The sequence below is a fragment of the Psychrobacter sp. AOP5-GZ1-6 genome (genome assembly GCF_052376345.1).
In the GTDB taxonomy this organism is placed as follows: domain Bacteria; phylum Pseudomonadota; class Gammaproteobacteria; order Pseudomonadales; family Moraxellaceae; genus Psychrobacter.
In genome coordinates this window covers 13,192-32,809 of the sequence record NZ_JBQSVP010000027.1, presented here as the reverse complement: position 1 = coordinate 32,809, position 19,618 = coordinate 13,192, and the positions used below count along the sequence as shown (strand labels likewise).

The 19,618-nt window shown below is 42.3% G+C and carries 19 protein-coding genes and 1 pseudogene; 10 read left to right on the top strand and 10 right to left on the bottom strand.

Annotation, left to right across the window (positions count from 1 at the left end; genetic code table 11):
* Nucleotides 1-353 precede the first annotated feature (353 nt).
* A complete protein-coding gene (locus ACT3RN_RS05775; protein WP_192520259.1) occupies nucleotides 354-593 on the top strand; it encodes a hypothetical protein in 240 nt (79 codons plus the stop codon).
* Nucleotides 594-717: 124 nt separating this feature from the next.
* On the opposite strand, the pseudogene ypfJ reads toward ACT3RN_RS05775, so the two are convergent.
* A pseudogene (ypfJ, locus tag ACT3RN_RS05770) lies at nucleotides 718-1,608 on the bottom strand (KPN_02809 family neutral zinc metallopeptidase).
* A gap of 681 nt (nucleotides 1,609-2,289) precedes the next feature.
* On the opposite strand from ypfJ, the gene ACT3RN_RS05765 reads away from it, so the two are divergent.
* On the top strand, nucleotides 2,290-2,628 hold the full coding sequence (locus tag ACT3RN_RS05765) for a hypothetical protein (protein ID WP_192520258.1): 339 nt from the start codon (nucleotides 2,290-2,292) through the stop codon (nucleotides 2,626-2,628).
* A 408-nt stretch (nucleotides 2,629-3,036) separates the two neighbouring features.
* On the opposite strand, the gene ACT3RN_RS05760 is transcribed toward ACT3RN_RS05765, so the two are convergent.
* The 5 genes from ACT3RN_RS05760 to rpmI form a co-directional block, all read right to left on the bottom strand.
* Nucleotides 3,037-3,336 (bottom strand): integration host factor subunit alpha, encoded by a 300-nt coding sequence (locus ACT3RN_RS05760; RefSeq protein ID WP_110923573.1) that lies wholly within the window; start codon nucleotides 3,334-3,336, stop codon nucleotides 3,037-3,039.
* A 222-nt stretch (nucleotides 3,337-3,558) separates the two neighbouring features.
* Nucleotides 3,559-5,964, bottom strand: a complete 2,406-nt coding sequence (gene pheT / locus ACT3RN_RS05755; RefSeq protein WP_192520257.1) for a phenylalanine--tRNA ligase subunit beta — start codon at nucleotides 5,962-5,964, stop codon at nucleotides 3,559-3,561.
* A 60-nt stretch (nucleotides 5,965-6,024) separates the two neighbouring features.
* Nucleotides 6,025-7,080, bottom strand: a complete 1,056-nt coding sequence (gene pheS, locus ACT3RN_RS05750) for a phenylalanine--tRNA ligase subunit alpha (RefSeq protein WP_192520256.1) — start codon at nucleotides 7,078-7,080, stop codon at nucleotides 6,025-6,027.
* Between the two features lie 345 nt (nucleotides 7,081-7,425).
* Nucleotides 7,426-7,782 carry a 50S ribosomal protein L20 gene (gene rplT, locus ACT3RN_RS05745; RefSeq protein WP_011281252.1) on the bottom strand — a complete coding sequence of 119 codons (357 nt, stop codon included), beginning with the start codon at nucleotides 7,780-7,782 and terminating at the stop codon, nucleotides 7,426-7,428.
* Nucleotides 7,783-7,919: 137 nt separating this feature from the next.
* Nucleotides 7,920-8,117: a 50S ribosomal protein L35 gene (gene rpmI / locus ACT3RN_RS05740; RefSeq protein ID WP_011281253.1), complete on the bottom strand. Its 198-nt coding sequence runs from the start codon at nucleotides 8,115-8,117 to the stop codon at nucleotides 7,920-7,922.
* 433 nt (nucleotides 8,118-8,550) lie between these two features.
* Between rpmI and ACT3RN_RS05735 the strand changes: the two genes are divergently transcribed.
* The 7 genes from ACT3RN_RS05735 to ACT3RN_RS05705 all read left to right on the top strand — a co-directional run bounded on the left by ACT3RN_RS05735 (nucleotide 8,551) and on the right by ACT3RN_RS05705 (nucleotide 14,899).
* Nucleotides 8,551-8,994, top strand: a complete 444-nt coding sequence (locus tag ACT3RN_RS05735) for a thioesterase family protein (RefSeq protein ID WP_192992277.1) — start codon at nucleotides 8,551-8,553, stop codon at nucleotides 8,992-8,994.
* 139 nt (nucleotides 8,995-9,133) lie between these two features.
* The gene (gene hisI / locus ACT3RN_RS05730) at nucleotides 9,134-9,979 is read left to right on the top strand and encodes a phosphoribosyl-AMP cyclohydrolase (RefSeq protein WP_192520224.1); all 846 of its coding nucleotides are present in this window, start codon (nucleotides 9,134-9,136) and stop codon (nucleotides 9,977-9,979) included.
* 229 nt (nucleotides 9,980-10,208) lie between these two features.
* Nucleotides 10,209-10,481, top strand: a complete 273-nt coding sequence (gene tatA / locus ACT3RN_RS05725; protein ID WP_192520223.1) for a Sec-independent protein translocase subunit TatA — start codon at nucleotides 10,209-10,211, stop codon at nucleotides 10,479-10,481.
* A 53-nt stretch (nucleotides 10,482-10,534) separates the two neighbouring features.
* On the top strand, nucleotides 10,535-11,248 hold the full coding sequence (tatB, locus tag ACT3RN_RS05720) for a Sec-independent protein translocase protein TatB (RefSeq protein ID WP_192520222.1): 714 nt from the start codon (nucleotides 10,535-10,537) through the stop codon (nucleotides 11,246-11,248).
* Entirely contained in the window at nucleotides 11,248-12,114 is an 867-nt protein-coding gene (gene tatC, locus ACT3RN_RS05715; protein ID WP_192520221.1) for a twin-arginine translocase subunit TatC, read from the top strand. Before tatB ends, tatC begins: the two co-directional genes overlap by 1 nt.
* Before the next feature lie 177 nt (nucleotides 12,115-12,291).
* Nucleotides 12,292-13,791 carry a UvrD-helicase domain-containing protein gene (locus ACT3RN_RS05710; protein ID WP_192520220.1) on the top strand — a complete coding sequence of 500 codons (1,500 nt, stop codon included), beginning with the start codon at nucleotides 12,292-12,294 and terminating at the stop codon, nucleotides 13,789-13,791.
* Between the two features lie 85 nt (nucleotides 13,792-13,876).
* Nucleotides 13,877-14,899 (top strand): tRNA dihydrouridine synthase, encoded by a 1,023-nt coding sequence (locus tag ACT3RN_RS05705; RefSeq protein ID WP_192520219.1) that lies wholly within the window; start codon nucleotides 13,877-13,879, stop codon nucleotides 14,897-14,899.
* A 94-nt stretch (nucleotides 14,900-14,993) separates the two neighbouring features.
* Here the strand turns inward: ACT3RN_RS05705 and ACT3RN_RS05700 are convergent, their stop codons facing one another.
* Together ACT3RN_RS05700 and ACT3RN_RS05695 are read right to left on the bottom strand one after the other, a co-directional pair.
* The gene (locus ACT3RN_RS05700; RefSeq protein ID WP_192520218.1) at nucleotides 14,994-15,419 is read right to left on the bottom strand and encodes an MAPEG family protein; all 426 of its coding nucleotides are present in this window, start codon (nucleotides 15,417-15,419) and stop codon (nucleotides 14,994-14,996) included.
* A gap of 14 nt (nucleotides 15,420-15,433) precedes the next feature.
* Nucleotides 15,434-15,847: an OsmC family protein gene (locus tag ACT3RN_RS05695; protein ID WP_192520217.1), complete on the bottom strand. Its 414-nt coding sequence runs from the start codon at nucleotides 15,845-15,847 to the stop codon at nucleotides 15,434-15,436.
* 575 nt (nucleotides 15,848-16,422) lie between these two features.
* On the opposite strand from ACT3RN_RS05695, the gene ACT3RN_RS05690 reads away from it, so the two are divergent.
* Nucleotides 16,423-16,941 carry an RNA pyrophosphohydrolase gene (locus tag ACT3RN_RS05690; RefSeq protein ID WP_192520216.1) on the top strand — a complete coding sequence of 173 codons (519 nt, stop codon included), beginning with the start codon at nucleotides 16,423-16,425 and terminating at the stop codon, nucleotides 16,939-16,941.
* Nucleotides 16,942-17,061: 120 nt separating this feature from the next.
* On the opposite strand, the gene ACT3RN_RS05685 is transcribed toward ACT3RN_RS05690, so the two are convergent.
* Nucleotides 17,062-17,883, bottom strand: a complete 822-nt coding sequence (locus tag ACT3RN_RS05685) for an NRDE family protein (protein ID WP_192992206.1) — start codon at nucleotides 17,881-17,883, stop codon at nucleotides 17,062-17,064.
* 70 nt (nucleotides 17,884-17,953) lie between these two features.
* Complete coding sequence (locus ACT3RN_RS05680; protein ID WP_192992207.1) at nucleotides 17,954-19,603, bottom strand: DUF4139 domain-containing protein; 1,650 nt, start codon at nucleotides 19,601-19,603, stop codon at nucleotides 17,954-17,956.
* Nucleotides 19,604-19,618: the final 15 nt, after the last annotated feature.

Sequence of the window (19,618 nt, the reverse complement as noted above, 5' to 3'; positions counted from 1 at the left end):
ATATCTATGCAAGTGTAATAACTTCCAGAAAAATATTCATCAAGGACACAGTGGAGAAACATCCTTTACAGGATATTTGCAAAGAATAGCGCTTTTACTACGCGCATAAATTGGTAGTCGGGTTACTATAAGCATACTCTGCTACACAAATCGACAGCAGTATCAATTTTTGGTACATTTAACGCAGTCTTTATTAATACAGACCACGATATGTCTTACGATAACAAAATAGGTCATTTCAAGACTATTGCCCAAGTACCCTAATACTGAATGTTAGTACCAAGATACTTGGACAATGCAAATATCGTGCTTTGACTATGATTAACTAACTTGATAACTTAACAGGTGATATTATGAAATTTGCTAAAACTATTGCAATGACTGCTCTTACTAGCTCTGCTCTTATCATGGGCGGCTGTGCAACTAACGGATATAGCAGTGGCTTGAGCAACACTGCTAAAGGTGCTGCTGTTGGTGCTGCTGCGGGTGCTATCGTTAAGAGTAGCGGCAATAGCGAAGATATCGCTCAGGGCGCACTTGGTGGTGCAGCAATTGGTGGTGCTGGTGCTTATATTCTTGATCAAACTCGCTAATTAATCTTATCAAGGCTGCATCCCACCTTGATAGAATCTTAGCTGACATAAAAAAGCCTGCAATCGATTGCAGGTTTTTTGCATTTGGAGGAATCTTCTTTCTTTGAGGAGACACGAAATACCTTTATAAGGCACCACTGAAAGTATCACAAGACTGAACGCTACCACTCTCTAAACCACGAGTGAACCATTACACTCGTTGCTGACTGGTTCCATGAGTAAAGTTATCAGGTACAACGGCTCCACCACTGGCCTTCGCTAAACGATCATCACCGATTTGACTGGCTGCATTGATGGCTTCATCGATATCACCCGCTTCCAAGAACTCTACACGCTCTTGATTACGCTGCGCCCAAACACCTGCGAAACAGTCTGCCTGCAACTCCTGTAGCACTGACAGCTTATTGGCTTCTACCTGCGTCACTTGACGACTGGCTTCGCTAACTTGTTGACTGATACCTAGTAAAGTCTGCACATGATGACCAACCTCATGTGCAATAACATACGCTTGTGCAAAGTCACCTGCTTTGCCAGCATTATCTTGCTCACCAGATCCTTGCTGGTCACCAGTGATGCCTAGATTTTGGTTCATTTCTACAAAAAACGATGTGTCTAAATAAACCGTCTGATCCGCTGGACAATAAAATGGACCAGTTGCAGAGCTAGCACTACCACACGCTGAGTTGACCTGACCTGTAAAAAGAATTAAGGAAGGTTCTTTATAGGTACTACCTGCTTCGTTAAATATTTGATGCCAAACTTCTTCTGTATCAGCCAATACTACTTTTACAAACTGCGTATCTCGATCATTACTGGTTGCAGCTTCGGTAGAGGTATTATTATTACCACTGCCTGCGACTACCTGACCCGTCTGTAAAGCCGTCATCGGATTTACTCCGAATACTAACCATAGGATACCAGCAATAATAATACCGCCAATACTGCCACCCACTACCTTACCGCCACTACTACTAGTACGTACGTTTGAGCTACCACGTCGACCTTGCCATTTCATAACTTTATTCCTTAAACATACGATATATAATACTGTTTATATTATGGTGTATCCTCAACCTAAACAATAAATATTAAATGGACTAAAAATGTCTAACTATTTGCCAAACTGCTTCAAGTAGCCTGCTAATATCTCGATATTATCTGCACTTTCAAAGTGAGGATACGCTCTAGGGTCTATCAAACATTCACTAATAGGCGCTATTTAATACTCAATACACCCTAATAATTATTCATGCAATATAACCGTTAGCATCATTACTTACCTTGATAATTCAAGGTTTATAAAGTGCGTTTGATAGCCAATAGCTCTCTATTTTACTTATATTGCTACAATCGTTACATTTATTTACTATATTCATGGAGATAAATGCAGTAAATTATTGCAAAGTTAACTGTACGCAAAATTTTAGAAAAACTGTTTAAAAACAATCTAATATCTTTAATTTTATTTCCACCAATATATTTTATTATATTAAAGATAATAATAAATATACGAAGTAAAATTAAACTTATATTTTTATTGTTACTTAATTGTACGGACTATTTCCATTTAGATAGAAAAAATATAGAATGCGTGCAAGCTGAGTAGCTGTGACTAAGACTTGTGGGATTATGAGAAATCTCAAATTTCAACTTATGTTACTACTACTGGTCATTTCATTTTTCCGGAGAAAACACTATGAAACTTAAATTACTTGCTCTAGCTGGTATCATGACTGCAACTATGGGCCTAACTGCTTGTGGTAGCAACACAGAAGAAGCTGCTGACAACCTAGATGATGCACAAGGTGAAGTACAAGAAGCACAAGACGACCTAAGCGAAGCTGCTGCTGAAGGCGAAGAAGTTGCTGTTGACGCTGAAGCTGCTGTTGATGCTGCTGAAACTGACATCGCTGATGCTACAGCCGAAGTTGCTGCTGAAGTTCCTGTAGATGGCGAAGCTGCTGAAGGCGACATGGCTGCTGTTGATGCATCAGACGACGTTGTTACTGAAGAAGAAGCACCAGCTGCTCAGTAATTTTTATCGTTTATATGATAAAATTACGGTAGTAAAAAAGAGAGCCTTAGCTCTCTTTTTTTGTGCCTATTATTTATGATATCTACTAGGGTCTGTTGAACATTCAAATGTGATACTGGCAGTGACTATTTTTTAGACAATACGCAGGGAAATTTTTGACGCCTAGTCGTTCTAGGTTAGACAATGTCGCCATGTATTGGCAAAAAATAGCCCTGCCCTCCACTCGATCACAGCTCTCGCCTTGCAAACGGGCAAAGCAGTCCTAATATTTGAATGTTCAACAGACCCTAATATCAGCACTCATGTATAGGCAGTAATAAACACGCTTATATAAAAAATATTAAAAAATGACCTAAACATCAAAATGCTTAGATCATCATATTCATATTATTAACTCAAAAGCCTGTATTAGGCATCAAACAAGCGCTCATCAACCTGTTGACGAAATTTTTGTCCTGTTTTGAACGTGACTACACGTCGGGCTGATACCGCAACTGGCTCCCCTGTTTTGGGGTTACGACCTGGACGGCTATTTTTGTCTTTAAGCTCGAAATTGCCAAAGCCTGAAAGCTTGACCTCTTTGCCATCAATCAAACTCTCTGACAGCTCATCAAAAAAGTTCTCTACCAGACAGCGACCTTCTTGGCGTGTTAGGTTAAGGTGGCTCATCAAATGCTCAATCATGTCAGATTTGGTTAAAGTGCTCACAGTACGACTCCTATGCTATGTCGTGATGTCGAATATCATGGTCTAGCGGTATGAGGGTTAAGGGTAGCTATTATAAAGGGTTTTGGACATCTTTTTAACAAAAACCGTGTTAAAGTCCTTTATTAATAACCACTTAACTTTTTTATGATTTTTTTACAAATAGCAATGCCCCATAGCCTCATGAATGACAAGACTACAGAGCATTTATATCGATATAAAAAATTAGCTATCGCGTAGCTGTGCTGAGTGTTGTTCTATTAGCGCTTGTACAACCTTATCAGTCGTGGTTTTCACAGCATCATCAGATAATGTTTGCGTACTGTCTTGCCATACCAGTGCAAAAGCTAATGAGCGTTGGCCTGCTGGTACTTTGTCGCCTTGATATACATCAAACAACCAAAGATCACTGAGCAATTCACCTGCAGCAGCCCGAATCGTGGTTTCTAATGTTTGCAAACTGATATCACTATCTACTAAGACTGCAATATCACGGCGTACTTGTGGAAACTTACTTGGTGTGGTGATCGTATGTTGCTCACGAGCAAGGGTTAGCAAGGGTGCCAATGATAATTGAGCAACCCAAGTGGCAGGTAGGTCTAATTGCTTTGCTGTACTAGGATGCAGTTGTCCCAACCAACCAACGTAGGTATCATCAATGTATAATTTAGCGCTCTGCCCAGGATGTAAGAAGTTTAGTTCACTGCGCTCGTAACGAACACGTGCGCTGTCTATCTGTGCAGGTAATAATTGCTCAATATCATGCTTGAGGTCATAAAAGTCTAGCGCACGGTTTTGATAAGCCTGCTCATCCCACACATCACCAACTGCTACCAAAGCAATACTTGGCGTTTGTAGCAAGTCACTAACACTACGACCCACGAAACTCAAACCCGTTTCAAAGAAACGCACACGTGGTTGTTGACGGTTTAGGTTGTATTGTACACAAGGCAATAAACTAGATAGTAAGGTGCGACGCATCACTGCCAAGTCACTAGAAATAGGATTGGCCAATGCCAACACTTCTCCCAAAGCCTCATCATCAATTAACGCTTCTAGTTTTGCATCGCTAAAGCTAAAGCTGATCGCTTCCATATAGCCATTATCGACCAGTGACAGCTTCATCTGATGGGTCAAATCTGCCGTGTCATCATAATCCATACTGACTTGCAAATGTGGCAGGACGCTTGGGATATTGTCATAGCCATAGATACGGGCAATCTCTTCAATGAGGTCCTCTTTAATACTCATATCAAAGCGATAAGATGGCGGCTTACAGACTAGCACATCCTCTTGCTGCTCTACGTCGAACCCTAACTGAGTCAAAATACGAACCATCTCTGCTGGCTCAATCTCAATGCCGATGACATCACGAACTTTAGTGATTGGTAAAGTAATTGGCGCACGCACTGGTAAATGCTCGCTACTCTCAGCTTTTACTATAGGACCCGCTTGACCGCCAGTGACGCTAATAATTAAGTCACAAGCACGTGCCAATGCTAGCGCTGGTAACTCAAAATCCACCCCACGCTCAAAACGTTGCGACGCATCAGTATGTAAACCAAAGCGGCGTGCGCGAGCGGCGATAGCAAGCTGACCAAAGAAAGCACTTTCTAGCACAATATTGGTCGTGCTATCCGTAACGCTACTACGCTGACCACCCATGATACCAGCAAGTGCCAGTGCGCCTTTATCATCAGCAATGACTAACTCATCACCTGTTAAGGTAACCGTTTGTTCATTGAGTAAAGTAATGGTCTCCGCAGGCTCTGCCAGACGCACAACGATATCGCCAACGATGGTATCAGCATCAAATGCATGTAGCGGTTGACCCAATTCCATCAATACATAGTTGGTCACATCAACCAAAAAGTTATGTGAACGTAGCCCTGATTGAACGAGCGCATCCTGCATCCATTTCGGTGTCTCAATGCTACGATCGATATTGCTAATCGATTGTAATAAGTAGCGAGGACATGCTTCAACGGCATTCACTGTAACGCTTGGTGTTGCGCTATTTTCAGTAATGGTGATGTTGTCAGCGATAGTTGGCATTTGTATTGGTAGGTCGTTAATGACTGATATTTCACGAGCGATACCACGTACGCTAAAGCAGTCTCCACGGTTCGGAGTGATTGAAATATCCAGTATTTGATTATCTAAACCCAAATACTCACGGATATCCATACCGATTGGTGCATCAGTTGGCAATTCAAGCAAACCATCAATGTTATCAGTTAAATCAATTTCTGAAGCACCGCAGAGCATGCCATTAGAGGCAACACCACGTAGTTTGCTTTTTTTAATTTTAAAGCCTTTCTTATCATCACTTGGCAAAACTGCACCGACTGTGGCAACTGGAGCTTTCATACCGACGGTGACATTAGGGGCACCGCAGACGATTTGTAGCGGCTCAGCTTCACCGATATTTACCTGCGTGACTCGCAGTTTATCAGCGTCTGGATGCTGTTCGACGCTGACGACCTCTCCGATGACCACGCCACTAAAAGCACGAGCTACCGCATAACGGTCATCAATCTCAAGTCCTGCCATTGTTAATTGTTCGGCCAACTGTTCGCTGGTATTTGTGGGATTCACCCATTGACGTAGCCACTGTTCGCTAATTTTCATAAGTATCTCGGATCAGAATTTTAGAATAAAGGTAGACGTATTAATATCAAGAACGAAAATCTAGCCAAACTGCTTTAAAAAGCGTACGTCATTTTGGAAGAACAAACGCAAATCATCGATACCGTAATACAGCATCGCAAAGCGCTCAATACCCATACCAAAAGCAAAACCCGTATATTTTTCGGCATCGATACCACAGTTGGTCAGCACTTGTGGATGCACCATACCGCAGCCCATCACTTCAAGCCACTTGCCATTGTCATCTAAGATATCCACCTCAGCAGAAGGCTCTGTGAATGGGAAAAATGATGGACGGAAACGTACAGTCAGCTCTTTGGCAAAAAACGCTTCCAAAAACTCACTAATCAAACCTTTTAACTCAGCAAATGTGCTCGACTCTGTGACCATAAGTCCTTCTAACTGATGGAACATCGGTGAATGAGTTTGATCTGAGTCATTACGATAAACGCGACCAGGACAAATAATACGAATGGGTGGTTCATTCTTTTTCATCGTACGAATTTGCACTGGGCTGGTATGTGTACGCAATAAGTAATGCGCATCAAAATAGAATGTGTCATGCATCGCTCGTGCAGGGTGATGCGATGGAATATTGAGTGCTTCAAAGTTATAATAATCACTCTCGACTTCAGGACCAGTCGCCACATTGAACCCTGCTTGCACAAAATACTGCTGCATACGCTGGGTAATCATCGTAACCGGATGCAAGTGACCTTTTTGACCACCGCGAGCAGGCAATGTAATATCAATACTTTCTGCTTCGAGTTTGGCATTTAGTGCAGCTACTTCTAGCTGTTGTTGCTGATCAGTCAATGTCTGTTGAATACGGCTACGTACCGCATGTAACCAACCACCATAAGTTTTTTTGTCATCAGCACTGAGCTTGCCCATCTGCTTTGACCAGCCAGTTAGTGAGCTCTTTTTGCCTGTTAATTGCACACGCAAATCTTGCAAAGCGCGTGCATCAGTGACTTGTAAAACCAATGCTTCAGCGGCATTGGCATATTCTGTTAGCTGAGACTCTGTCAACTCGTTAAGCTCTGAGGATAAGGTCGGTAGCGCCGACAAATCGTTGATAGCAGCAGGGGTAGTCATAAGACGCATTATTCCTGATTTAAACGGACTATTAATAATAGTGATTAGTAATTGTAGGGGTTTGACCAAATATTGCAAACCATTTGCCCTATCATTTTAAACCAAAGGCTAGCAGTATGAATGGCTTGAATATTTAGACGGTAAGAAATGCTATATCAAAAAATTAAAGGGGCAGCTTATCTCTGATAAAGCCAACCTTAAAATAAATTAATATAAAAAAAGCCACCGACCAGCGGTAGCTTTTATTAATATCATACTATTAATCAATATTAGTCCTATCCATTTAGATGATTACTTATCAAGTAATGTATTTACTAAGTAATCTACCTAAAGGACGGTTAATATTTAGGCCAATTCCGCTTTTGCTTTTTCGACCAATGCTGTGAAAGTCGCTGCATCATGCATAGCGATGTCAGCAAGTACACGACGATCGATTGCGATGTTTGCTTTTTTCATACCATTGATAAAGCGGCTATAGCTTAAGCCGTTTAAGCGTGCACCAGCATTGATACGTGCAATCCAAAGACGACGGAAAGTACGTTTTTTGTTGCGACGGTCACGATAAGCATATTGACCAGCTTTGGTCACTGCTTGTACCGCTACACGGTAAACACGTGAACGGGCACCGTAGTAGCCTTTTGCACGTTTTAGGATTTTTTTGTGACGACGATTCGCCTGTACACCACGTTTTACACGGGCCATAAATTACTCCAAGAATTCTTAATCATTGTTAAACGATCAACAATGTTATTCATTGATAAACATCGTTGTCAGATTGCAAGCCAAATATTTTTAATTAAAGAGATAACTCTTTGTTAAAAACACATGACGATAGGCTATTAGATGTATGGGCACATACGACGAACTGCTGCTTCGTCAGACTTGTCCACCATCTTCAGACCGCGCAACTGGCGAATACGCTTAGCTGATTTCTTGGTCAAGATATGGCTTTTGAATGCTTGCTTACGCTTGAATCCGTTTGCTGTTTTTTTGAAGCGTTTAGCGGCACCGCTTCTGGTTTTCATCTTAACTTTCATGATGACTTGCCTCTTTGTCTTTAATAGAACCTGGTCGTCAAATAGTTAATATAGCGTAGTAGTATAAAAACAACCACTAAACTGCTATTTGCCTTGAGGTGGGAGGCCGTATTTTAGCAGATAATGCACTGTTTTGCCAAGTAAAGTTTCAGACTTGTAGTAGTCAACCATCACTATAAATAAAGAGTATAATCAAATTCATAGCTCTTTTTATAGCAACGAGAACAAAGTGGTAGGTTTTCTTTCAAATGAATTGAATGACAACCTAAACCTTGCTTTGGTAGAGACCAAGCGTTGATACAATCTAAGCGCTCGTCATACAAGACTACTTATCACAAATATTATCCTTGTATCATAAGCTCATTATCATGATACTGCCAATTTATACGATAAAAAGCAGAAGCTATTAACTGCCATCAATCTAGGAGATAACGTGTCAAAAAAAGAGTTGCACTTTGATAACGATCTATTTGTCTTTGAAACAGTGATGCGTGTGCGGCATACTGAAATTGATACAGGCCATCATCTCACGCTGGAGTCATTGACAGCATTGTTGAATGAGGCTCGATTGCGATTTTTGTATTCAAGAGGGATTAAAGAGGTCAACTCTGACTATCAAGGCTTGATTATTGATGAGTTACAGTTGAGTGTTAATAGACTTGCACGATTTCGTGAAGAGCTTTTGTTTGAGATAGGCATTGAACCCTTGTATGATAACGGTGGTTATATAGTGATAAAGGTCACACGGATGCAAACTGGTGATACGGTTGCTACCGCACGATTACACTTTATTGGTTACGACTTCCAACTCAATAAGACCGCTACACTTAATAACAGTATAAAAGAAGCGCTGTACCCACACTTATTTAAGATTTGATATTAGACCTATTGAACATATCCTATTTTTTTAACATGCTGTCTTTGCTCAAATAGCTATTCACTCAAGACCTAAAAAGTGAATGGTTATAAACCATTGACCATTTCTTACTCAATACTCATAAGACGACAGATATATTATGACTTTACCTGCTTGGCTGACTGCCGTAACTTTTAATACTGATGGTTTAATTCCTGCGATTGCCCAAGATCATAAGTCTGGGCGTATTTTGATGATGGCTTGGATGAATGCAGAGGCGCTGCAACTAACTGCACAAACCAAAACAGCCGTTTATTTTTCACGTTCACGCAATAAGTTGTGGCATAAAGGTGAAACCTCAGGACATACTCAAACCGTACATGAAATTCGCTTGGACTGTGATGCAGATGTGATCGTGCTTAGCGTAACACAAGCCGGTGGTATCGCTTGCCATACTGGCCGTGAATCTTGTTTTTATCAGCGTTTAGATTTATCTGGGCAAACACCTGAGTGGCAAACCGTTGATAAAGTATTGAAAGATCCTTCGGATATCTATAACACAGAGGTAAATGCTACTCATCTAAATAATGATGCTAGTGTAAGTAGTATTATGACCAAAGATGATACGATTAGTAGTGATAGCCAACCGGATAATGCCTCCATTTTGCAGCAGCTTGATCAGGTATTGGTTGAGCGCAAGCAAGCCGATGCTGATAGCTCCTATGTGGCAAGCCTATATGCTAAAGGTTTGAATAAAATTTTAGAAAAAGTTGGTGAAGAAAGTACAGAAAGCATTATCGCTGCCAAAGACTTTGCGAGCTGTGATGCAGAGGCAGACAAAGCTCAATACGATGATGCTCGTCACGAACTCATCTATGAAGTGGCGGATGTCTGGTTCCATACACTCGTTGGACTGGCGTGGTTCGACATAGAGTCAGATGCCGTGTTAAACGAGCTAGGACGTCGCTTTGGCTTATCAGGCATCGATGAAAAAGCGTCACGATAACTGGTGATATTGCAAAACCAGTCTAGTAAAAGCAACTTGTGAAATCGTAAAATAACCAGCTACTCTGTTTGATTATTTTGCCATTTCACCCTTTTGTCACAAGTGCAGGTTATAATATAGCTCTTTTAACGTCGCGCTATATGTCGATACTTTTTGGTTAATATATCACGGTAATATAAACACAAAGTATTCATATACAGACTGAAAACCAAGACATAAGGATACCTTTATGGGCAGTTTTTCTATTACGCATTGGCTGATACTATTGGTTGTGGTGGTAGTTGTATTTGGCACATCTAAACTTAGAAATGCGGGCAAAGATTTGGGCGGTGCGGTCAAAGGCTTTAAAGAAGCGGTCAAAGATGAAAATACAGAGCATGCTAAAAAGCACGCTGTGCTTGATCACGATGACAACACGCGTACCACAGATCGCTCAGCTACTGACAACGCCAATAGTAGCGATATCAATGCAGCCCCTACAGACGATAAGCACAACGTATAATGTCTATAGTACCTAGCCGACCTGTAGTTCCTAGATAGTGACACTCAACCATTATGTTTGATATTGGGTTTTCTGAATTACTCATCTTTGGCATTATTGCCTTGATTGTTCTGGGTCCAGAAAAACTGCCTCAGGCAGCGCGGACGGCTGGGCAGTGGTATGCCAAGATTCGCCGTACGGTATCTACCCTACAGTCTGAGATAGAGGCTGAGCTAGACTTGGCTGAAACACGGCAGCAAATGCAAAAAGAGCTTGCCAAAATTCGCCAGACTGAAGCGGACATGCGACGTGAGATGGCAGAAATGCGTGGCAATATGAAAGAGTTTGCATCCTCACAAAACCAAACGCTGAGAGCGACCCATGATATCGTCGATGGTCATAAAAACACTAAAAACAGCGAAATCAATAGTAGCGTAGGCAGTCATCAAGCACCTGCTCCAAAAGAGTTCGACGCCGCCTATAGCAATACTGACAATTCAAATGATTTGCAGCAAGCCTCGGCAGTAGACAATCACAGTAGCAGCAATACAAATAACGTGCCCGCTGAATCTAATGACAGTCCACACATTATCACCCAAGTCCTCACGACTAGACCATGGGAGAATATGTGGTTTCGTCTTAGTGCTTATGACAAAGCCCGCCGTCTACCTGAGCCGCCTTACTTACCGAACTATCAAGCAGATAAATTATTAAACAGTCATTTAATTGATTCCTTCGATAGTCCTTTGCAAAAAAAAGCTTCTGCAAATATACAGGAGGCTGACTGATGGGGTTGTTTAAACACACAAAAAGCCGCCAAGAAAAACTCACTGGTTCAGATAAAGAAACCACTACTGATTCAATGGATAAACACGAATCTACAGATGCGTTAAGTACTATGGCTGACATGCCCATCACCGAGCATCTGATTGAGTTACGCAGGCACTTAATCAAAATATGTGTGGCGGTATTGATTATATTTTTAGCGTTAGTCGGGTTTTCACGCGAGCTATATAACTTATTATCAGACCCATTAGTCGCACAATTACCTGCCAATTCGACCATGATTGCCACAGACATTACGTCTAACTTTATGGCACCGATACGTCTAACTATCTTTGTCGCTGCATTTTTTGCTATGCCTTATATCCTGTATCAAATTTGGTCATTTGTAGCACCAGGTTTGTATAAAAAAGAAAAGAAAATTGCGATTCCAGTACTACTCTCCTCTATATTCTTATTTTATTCTGGCGTAGCATTTGCGTACTTCATCGTTCTCAAAGGGGTTCTAAAATTCTTTATTATGTTTGCCCCACAGAATGTCTTACCAATGACAGATATCGACAGTTATCTCAGTTTTGCGCTCAAATTATTTATGGTGTTCGGACTGACTTTTGAAATTCCGGTCGTGACCTTACTATTGATATTGGTTGGTGTCGTCTCCATCCAGAGTTTAGAAGACAAACGTCGTTATATTATTGTGGGATGTTTTGCCGTTGCCGCCGTTGTCACACCGCCCGATGGTGTATCGATGCTGATGCTAGCGATTCCGATGTGGTTGTTGTTTGAGCTTGGTTTGTTTTTAGCCAAGGTATTAATCAAAGAAGAGCCCAATGCAGCTTTATCTGCGAATACGGCCTCAAGCAAAACTTAAACTGACCAGTTAATTCAAAACAAGCCAATCTTATAATCTGTTAATATGATCTTCTAAATCTTACATTAACTTCCGATGACCCTATATGATGGTTATCACTTATTAGCCATTGTCTATGCAGTGGCTTTTTTTACCTCCGTCATTTTTGACCCTGTTTTATTTTTTAGGTAGCTTTTTATGTCCGCATCTATGCCAGCTTATATGAGCGATCCCACTGATGAGCAACTGAACGCGCTCAATATGGCGATGGATCACAAGTCATTTAAAGTAGTCGCTTATGCGGGCGCCGGCAAGACCACAACACTCAAACTAATTGGTGAGCGATTGCGTGGACGCGGCTTATATTTAGCCTTTAACAAAGCCATTGCCAATGATGCTCGCTCAAAATTTCCACCGCACGTAGAGTGCCGCACTTTTCATTCGCTTGCCTATCGTCATGTCGCTCGTGATATCACGGCCAAACTATCCTTGCCGCGCTTTTCCCCTAAACGCCTTGGCGATGATTTAGGCTTACAACCGGTACAAGTACGTCGGCAAATGGATGGGGTCAATAAATACATTACGCTGACACCAGCACGATTATCTCGCTTCGTCAGCGATGCTGTGAGCAATTTCTGTAGTACGCATGCCAGTTACCCTGCCCCTAGACATATATTGTTTCCAAGTTGGCTCGATGATTCTGATGCAGAACAATTACGTGAGCTGCTCTACCCTGCCGTTGAACAACGCTGGCTACAGTCGATTGATGCTCGTCATCCTGCTGGCATCGGACATGATATTTACCTCAAACTATGGGCGTTGTCTAAGCCAAGCATTCCAGCTGATTTTATCTTATTTGATGAAGCACAAGATGCTGATCCATTAATGATGGGAATTCTAACTCAGCAGCCAAAACAAGTAATCTACGTAGGCGATGCCCATCAACAAATTTACGAGTGGCGTGGTGCGGTCAATGCTATGAAAAAGCTGCCACTGCCCCAAACATTACTAACGCAGTCTTTTCGCTTTGGCGAGCCAATTGCCGAAGTCGCCAATACGTTACTAAAGGCATTACAAGAAGAGGTTCCGCTCAAAGGAAACCCTAATAAACAGTCCTCTACTGACAAAGGCATGGTACACAGCAAAAAAGACGCCATTCTCTGTCGTACCAATGCTGCTGCGATGGCTCAGTTATTGACAGGACTCAAGCTCGGTCATAGAGTGGCGCTGCAAGCCGATACCGATCGTATGCTCAAGTTCTGTCAGGCTGCCGAAAATTTGAAGAATGGAAAATCTGCTTATGGTGTGCCTGAACTGGCATACTTTTATAATTGGGGCGATGTACAAGAATACTCTGAAACCAACGAAGGCAGTGATCTAAAAACCCTCGTCAAATTGGTTGATGACCACGGCACCAATGTACTGAGCCAAGCGGTCAATAGTCTGACCAGTATCGAAAATGCAGATTATGTCATCTCAACTGCTCACAAGGCCAAAGGGCTTGAATGGGGAAGAGTACAACTGGATGATGACTTTTACTATGATGTCACCACCAATGCGGTCAAGATAAGCCCAGAAGAGCTGCGTTTACTATATGTCGCTTGCACTCGTGCCCAAACCAACTTAGATATTCATCATATTAAAGATTTGATATTGGGATTACAGACAGGTAAAAAAGTGATTTTTGGTAATACTTAATCAATTTATCATTTTTCGTATTTGCCATTCTAAATTCCTAGTCTACCTTTATTTATCATGACCTTTTAGCAGTGAACCACAAGCAATGAACCATAATGATCAGCTTCAAATCCATCAAAATACGATCTCTCAGTTATTTGCCAATCCCGTCCGCCTCCTTGCGCCAATGGAAGGTCTGACCGATCCATTAATGCGGCAAATCCTCACACAAATTGCAGCAGATTTAGATCGTCCTTATGATTGGTCGGTGAGTGAGTTTATTCGGGTAACTCAGCATGTCTTGCCAGCACACGTGTTCTATAAATACGTGCCAGAATTGCATCATGACTCCAAAACCGCCTGTGGCACACCGATTCATTTGCAACTTTTGGGTAGCGAAGCACAACTGATGGCAGAAAACGCTGCTTACGCCTGCGAGCTTGGCGCGCCTGCCATTGATATCAACTTTGGTTGTCCTGCCAAGACCGTAAACAGTCACCGTGGTGGTTCCGTATTATTAGATGAGCCTGAAACCCTATACCAGATTATCAGCGCGGTGCGTCAAGCCGTACCTGCGCAAATTCCAGTCTCGGCTAAGATACGTCTAGGCTATACCGATACCAATCGTATGGATGATATTCGTAGCGCGATTAACGATAGCGGCGCTGACTGGCTAACCATCCATGCACGAACCAAAACCCAAGGCTATAAGCCGCCAGCCTACTGGGACAAGATTCAGAGCTTTAATACGCTCGATATTCCAGTGATTGCCAACGGTGAGATATGGAATGTAGAACACGCACAGAGGTGTATGACTCAAGCAGGTACACCGCATTTGATGTTAGGTCGCGGTGCGGTTACCCGCCCAGACTTGATTGCTCGTATAGATGCCGTTTCAGATGAGTCCATGCTAAGCGCGGCAACGTTATCGTGGCAAGCACTGGTCTCTCATCAGATAAAATTTTTGGAAGGTCAGGCTAAAACTGAAGTGATATTGGTAGGTCGTTATAAGCAGTGGTTAGCGATGCTCACCAAAGGCTGTGACGAAGCAAAAGTGTTATGGGACAGTATAAAACGAGAAAAAAGTAAAGCAGCTATTATCAGTGCACTGCTAGCCAGTGTACGATAATAGCTGCTTTTATAGTTATGCCGATATTATAATCATGCCACTATGATAGTCATTCCACGAGAAAAGCATTACTGCGTTAACTTCTCTCAAAGTACTAAAGACTCACTCTAATCGCTAAATAAAATAGCATCAAAGAACAAGCCATCGATAACACCCAAAGTATCGAGCGAAACGTTGCCAAATTAGCAATATAAGCCACGCAAAAACCAATTCGAATCAATACATACAACCAAGCCAATACATTGATAATCGATTGTGGAACAAAAAACAGCATCGCCACTAGTACTGCTGCCAAAAATATAGGCAAAGTCTCATAGCTGTTTTGCTGCGCGGCATTGGCTCGTGCTGCCATACCGGTACTATGTTGCAAAAAATCACGAGGATGTGCGTTATTTCTGATTTTAAAGCCGCCAGACGCTTTTGCAACTATTGATACCAGCCATGGTAATAAGCTTGCTACCACCATCGCCCAAATAGCCGACGCTGCGGTATTAGAGACCAACTCCAAAAGTGCATTCATTAGTATACTCGCTTCTACCCTGCAACCACTTCAAAATCATGGGTGACATTCACTCCACCTTGTACCAACATTCTACTGGCTGAGCAGTATTTTTCTGCTGATAAGCTGATGGCTTTTTCAACTTGTTTTTCTTTAACATTTTGCCCTGTTACCACGAAGTGCATGTGAATATCGGTATATACCGCTGGTACCGTTTCAGCACGCTGTGCCGTCAACTCACAACGCACGTCTGTCACTTCTTGACGAGATTTTTTTAAGATCTCTACCACATCGTAGCTAGCACAACCACCAAGTCCTAAGAGTATCAACTCCATTGGGCTTGCGCCTTTTTCTTTATCGGCATCAATCTGAACATTATGACCTGACGGTGAGACACCCATAAATGCTTTGTTCTCTTGCCACGTAACGCTTGCTTTTGACTCTGACATTTCTCATTTTCCTTATTCTAATAAATAGATTGTAATTGGCAGCCTTCAATTAGGAGGTTATCTGCTTCTTATTCTAAGTAGCCTACATTGCTTGATACAGCACATTGCTAGTGTAGCATAAGCCAAAGCAGGATTTGACAACGGCTTTGTCTTTGGTTTTTATCATGAGAATATGGTCTACCCCATATAGATTGCATCCTTCATTCGGACTATTTAGGCTGCTAAATATTATAGCTTCACTTTAGCTTTTGATAACTTATTCTAAGTCAGTATTTTTATTCATCTAACTAATAGTTATGTATCCTGCTTCTCAACTTCTTTCAAATTATCTCTTATTCAACCACCTCTAGAAACCCACAAAAGTCTAATTATAAACCATTGATTTTAAACAACTAAACTCGTGAAACATTTTATAGCAAAATACTGTTACACATTCTGTCGGTTTCTTGGTTTAATAACGGTAATTAATCTTATTTCGGTCTAATACCGATACCAATCACCTTATAATAACTATGATTGCTGTCACGATTGTGGAGTGAAATAAGCTATTTTAAACACATTAAAAAGGTTTAGTCATGATAGATGCAGACGGCTTTCGCGCCAATGTCGGCATCATCTTGGCAAATACACAAGGGCAAGTTCTGTGGGCAAAACGTATTGGTCACAACGCTTGGCAGTTTCCGCAAGGCGGTATAGACCGCGGAGAGACACCAATGGATGCGATGTATCGCGAGCTCTGGGAAGAGGTCGGCCTACATCCGCGTCATGTAGATTTATTGGCAGTGACGCAAGACTGGTTGCGTTATCGTCTGCCAAAACGCTATGTGCGTCATGGACAACACCCTTTGTGTATTGGGCAAAAACAAAAATGGTTTTTGCTGCGCTTAGATGAGGCAAACACGCAACACATCCGCTTCGATGAAGGAAAGCCAGAGTTTGACCATTGGCAATGGGTTAGTTACTGGTATCCACTTGGACAAGTGATTCATTTTAAACGGGGAGTTTATCGTCGCGCTTTGCAAGAGCTAGTGCGTGAGCTTCCCCTAAAACAAGAGCTTATTTTGCCTGAACAAGAAAACCACTTATTGGTGTGATGCCTGATTTAGTCAATCGCTCTATTTGCCATAAAATAAAAAGACCCACGATAATTGCTAGCAGCGTTAGCAATTATCGTGGGTCTTTTTTTGCTCAAAATTTATCGCTCGTATTTATTTTTACTGCGAGTGACCAGTAAGCTCTCGGCTGACAATCTCACTAGTGACGTTTGCCTTTCTAGTTTTAGTTAAGGTTAAAATACTTTGGGTACGAGTTCCATACGTTGTTGCGTTACTGTCTGTATGACCAAACGCTACTGGCGCAATATAAACAGAGGATAGCATTTGCTCAATCTCAATCGATATGCCTGTGTCTGGCAACCGATCTGCTGGTGCAGACGTATGATCCGATAACACATCAAAAGCCGCTTCTTGCCAATATTCAGGTGCGCTATTTTCGGCAATGAGTGGCAATACTTCTTGCCGTATTCTGCCACGTAATTTTTCAGTCTTGAACCAGTTGTCTTCTGGCTGCCCATTAGACAGTACGTGTAAACCTGAGTACAAAGGTGTGGGCGCATGGCCGCGATTATTAACGATGACCGCTTGGGCAGCATCACCAACGATAAGGTTAAAGCCGGCATAATTTCGCAAATTGATGCTTCGAGCAAAATCCATCGGGCTTGAGTCACTGGTCAAGAAATCAGTAACTAACGCACCACGTGAGCGTTCATCATTGCTTGCCTGTACCCCATCACGAAAGTTCAATACGGCAGCCCAGCGACCGTTTTGAGAATAATACTCCAGGCCTTTTACGTGGTCTGGTTGTTGGTGAATACCAAGCCAAGTACCGCCGCTTTGTTTATCGCGCCCCGCATAAATAGACTGATCGGACCATTGGTGTAGCGGCTCAGTAGGACGCTCAAAAAACTCATCACGGTTGGATAACAACACCAATGGCAATTCATCAAATAACTGCCAAGCGATGGCGACGATACACATATAATTCCTTTTTTATTCATAAGCCGATAGCACGAAAAAACCTGATGACAAGGTTTAGGTTCATGATTGATTAATGACCAATTAACTGCTCATCGGCAGGATAACTGACTTGAGACGTCGAGCTTATCACTTTCGATTGCTGACTGGGTAAATCAAACTCCCACGCAATCATGCCTTGATTGCCATTCCAGTCGCGCGTACTCACTGGCGGATTGTGTGTGACAGCGACCTTCAAACTTTCATCACGGCTGATCGGCTCACTGCCTAACACTTGTAGGCTCATCGTACGATTGTGTTTATTAGTAAATTGATAGGCATCAGTCTCGGTCAATGTTTGTGTACGACTGAATGCGCCTTTGTCGCCTGATTTTTGCTCATTGGTCAACTGTTTTACGATCGTATTGGGGTCAATACCAAAGCCAATGCCCTGCTCTTTTAGCATCTGATAGCTATAGCGTGACTGTCCGACATAGTTATCATCGCGGTATAATTGCAAAGAACCATCGACCCAAGCTGGTGTCAAGAATGGTGCTGAGGCATACCAATAGCCAGCCGTTTCCACACTTGGTGTACTGCGAATCCATAATTTACTGCTACCGGACTGCTCATCAATGACCGTTCGCACATGCCTGCCATCGCTTGGAATACTAACGCGCTGTGGTAATCGATACTCGGTAATACCATTTTTATTTTGGCTACTCACGGTAAAGCTCGGTAGCGGAGAGCTAGCTTCAGCAGTTGGTTTATATTGCACAGAAGAGCTTCTACGCATTGCTTTTGGCGATGGTATTGGAGCGGCATCAGCCATCATCATAGATTCCTCTTCGTATAAAGACAAACGCTTCACATTAGGTAGCCGACCAGTGGTGTTTTGATTGGGGTTGACTGAGCTCAATACCAATGGAATATTTAGCCAGTTTTCACCAGTTTGTTGGGCGATAATCGCAGAGGCAGTGATATTAAGTTGCTTGGTATCAGTATTTAGGCGGGCTTGATATGTCGGCTCCCAACTAGCGCCACGCACTTGATAGTGTAATTTGGCAGTACTTGGCACTCGACTGGCTGTACGCACACTCACTTGGGTCACACTGTTTTGCGTGGTGGTCGTACTACCTGCCATCAACTGATTAAGCGCGTCTTGCGCACTGGCTTGACGTTTCTCAAGGTCTAGTATCCGCTTATTTACGTTTACTGCTTGTGCTTGCAAATCATTGGTATTGCTAGCCAGCGTACCTTCCATACTGAGTTGCGTCACTTTGGCTAGATTCTGCAAATATAACTTGGTTAGATAAGCCGCTTCTAACTCAGCATTGACGCTAGCCAAATTATCCTGTTGCGTCTGCACTTGTGCATCGCCTTGATACTGACACTGCGCTGCTTGCTCACCGCTCAATGTTTCAATACTGACTTCGCCAACATTGACATTTCCTAGCGCCTGCACACTCACACTGTCTTTATCCATAGAAGGTGACAAACACGAAAATATAAGCGTCTGCTCACCACTCCCATCAATCGGTAGAGTACGTGTGACACTGGCCAAACCTTGATAGATAGTGACGTTTTCTACACTGCTTACAGCAGCTTGTGCACTAGACATACTAAAAGTAGCACCACTCAGAAATACAATCGGCATAAAGGTAGATGTAGCCATTTTTTTGGCCAGTCGTAATGAAATAGTACTATCTGTCGAGATAGTTGGTTCTACTAAACGTGGTTGCATGGATAATTCCTCAAA

What these genes read in the sequence shown, in the direction of transcription:
- ACT3RN_RS05695 (WP_192520217.1), bottom strand. Translation starts at nt 15,847, where the DNA reads ATGTCAGAGTCAAAAGCAAGCGTTACGTGGCAAGAGAACAAAGCATTT.
- hisI (WP_192520224.1), top strand. Translation starts at nt 9,134, where the DNA reads ATGACTTTACCTGCTTGGCTGACTGCCGTAACTTTTAATACTGATGGT.
- ACT3RN_RS05775 (WP_192520259.1), top strand. Translation starts at nt 354, where the DNA reads ATGAAATTTGCTAAAACTATTGCAATGACTGCTCTTACTAGCTCTGCT.
- tatC (WP_192520221.1), top strand. Translation starts at nt 11,248, where the DNA reads ATGGGGTTGTTTAAACACACAAAAAGCCGCCAAGAAAAACTCACTGGT.
- ACT3RN_RS05680 (WP_192992207.1), bottom strand. Translation starts at nt 19,603, where the DNA reads ATGCAACCACGTTTAGTAGAACCAACTATCTCGACAGATAGTACTATT.
- tatA (WP_192520223.1), top strand. Translation starts at nt 10,209, where the DNA reads ATGGGCAGTTTTTCTATTACGCATTGGCTGATACTATTGGTTGTGGTG.
- ACT3RN_RS05685 (WP_192992206.1), bottom strand. Translation starts at nt 17,883, where the DNA reads ATGTGTATCGTCGCCATCGCTTGGCAGTTATTTGATGAATTGCCATTG.
- ACT3RN_RS05690 (WP_192520216.1), top strand. Translation starts at nt 16,423, where the DNA reads ATGATAGATGCAGACGGCTTTCGCGCCAATGTCGGCATCATCTTGGCA.
- tatB (WP_192520222.1), top strand. Translation starts at nt 10,535, where the DNA reads ATGTTTGATATTGGGTTTTCTGAATTACTCATCTTTGGCATTATTGCC.
- pheS (WP_192520256.1), bottom strand. Translation starts at nt 7,080, where the DNA reads ATGACTACCCCTGCTGCTATCAACGATTTGTCGGCGCTACCGACCTTA.
- rplT (WP_011281252.1), bottom strand. Translation starts at nt 7,782, where the DNA reads ATGGCCCGTGTAAAACGTGGTGTACAGGCGAATCGTCGTCACAAAAAA.
- ACT3RN_RS05710 (WP_192520220.1), top strand. Translation starts at nt 12,292, where the DNA reads ATGTCCGCATCTATGCCAGCTTATATGAGCGATCCCACTGATGAGCAA.
- ACT3RN_RS05705 (WP_192520219.1), top strand. Translation starts at nt 13,877, where the DNA reads ATGAACCATAATGATCAGCTTCAAATCCATCAAAATACGATCTCTCAG.
- pheT (WP_192520257.1), bottom strand. Translation starts at nt 5,964, where the DNA reads ATGAAAATTAGCGAACAGTGGCTACGTCAATGGGTGAATCCCACAAAT.
- ACT3RN_RS05765 (WP_192520258.1), top strand. Translation starts at nt 2,290, where the DNA reads ATGAAACTTAAATTACTTGCTCTAGCTGGTATCATGACTGCAACTATG.
- rpmI (WP_011281253.1), bottom strand. Translation starts at nt 8,117, where the DNA reads ATGAAAGTTAAGATGAAAACCAGAAGCGGTGCCGCTAAACGCTTCAAA.
- ACT3RN_RS05700 (WP_192520218.1), bottom strand. Translation starts at nt 15,419, where the DNA reads ATGAATGCACTTTTGGAGTTGGTCTCTAATACCGCAGCGTCGGCTATT.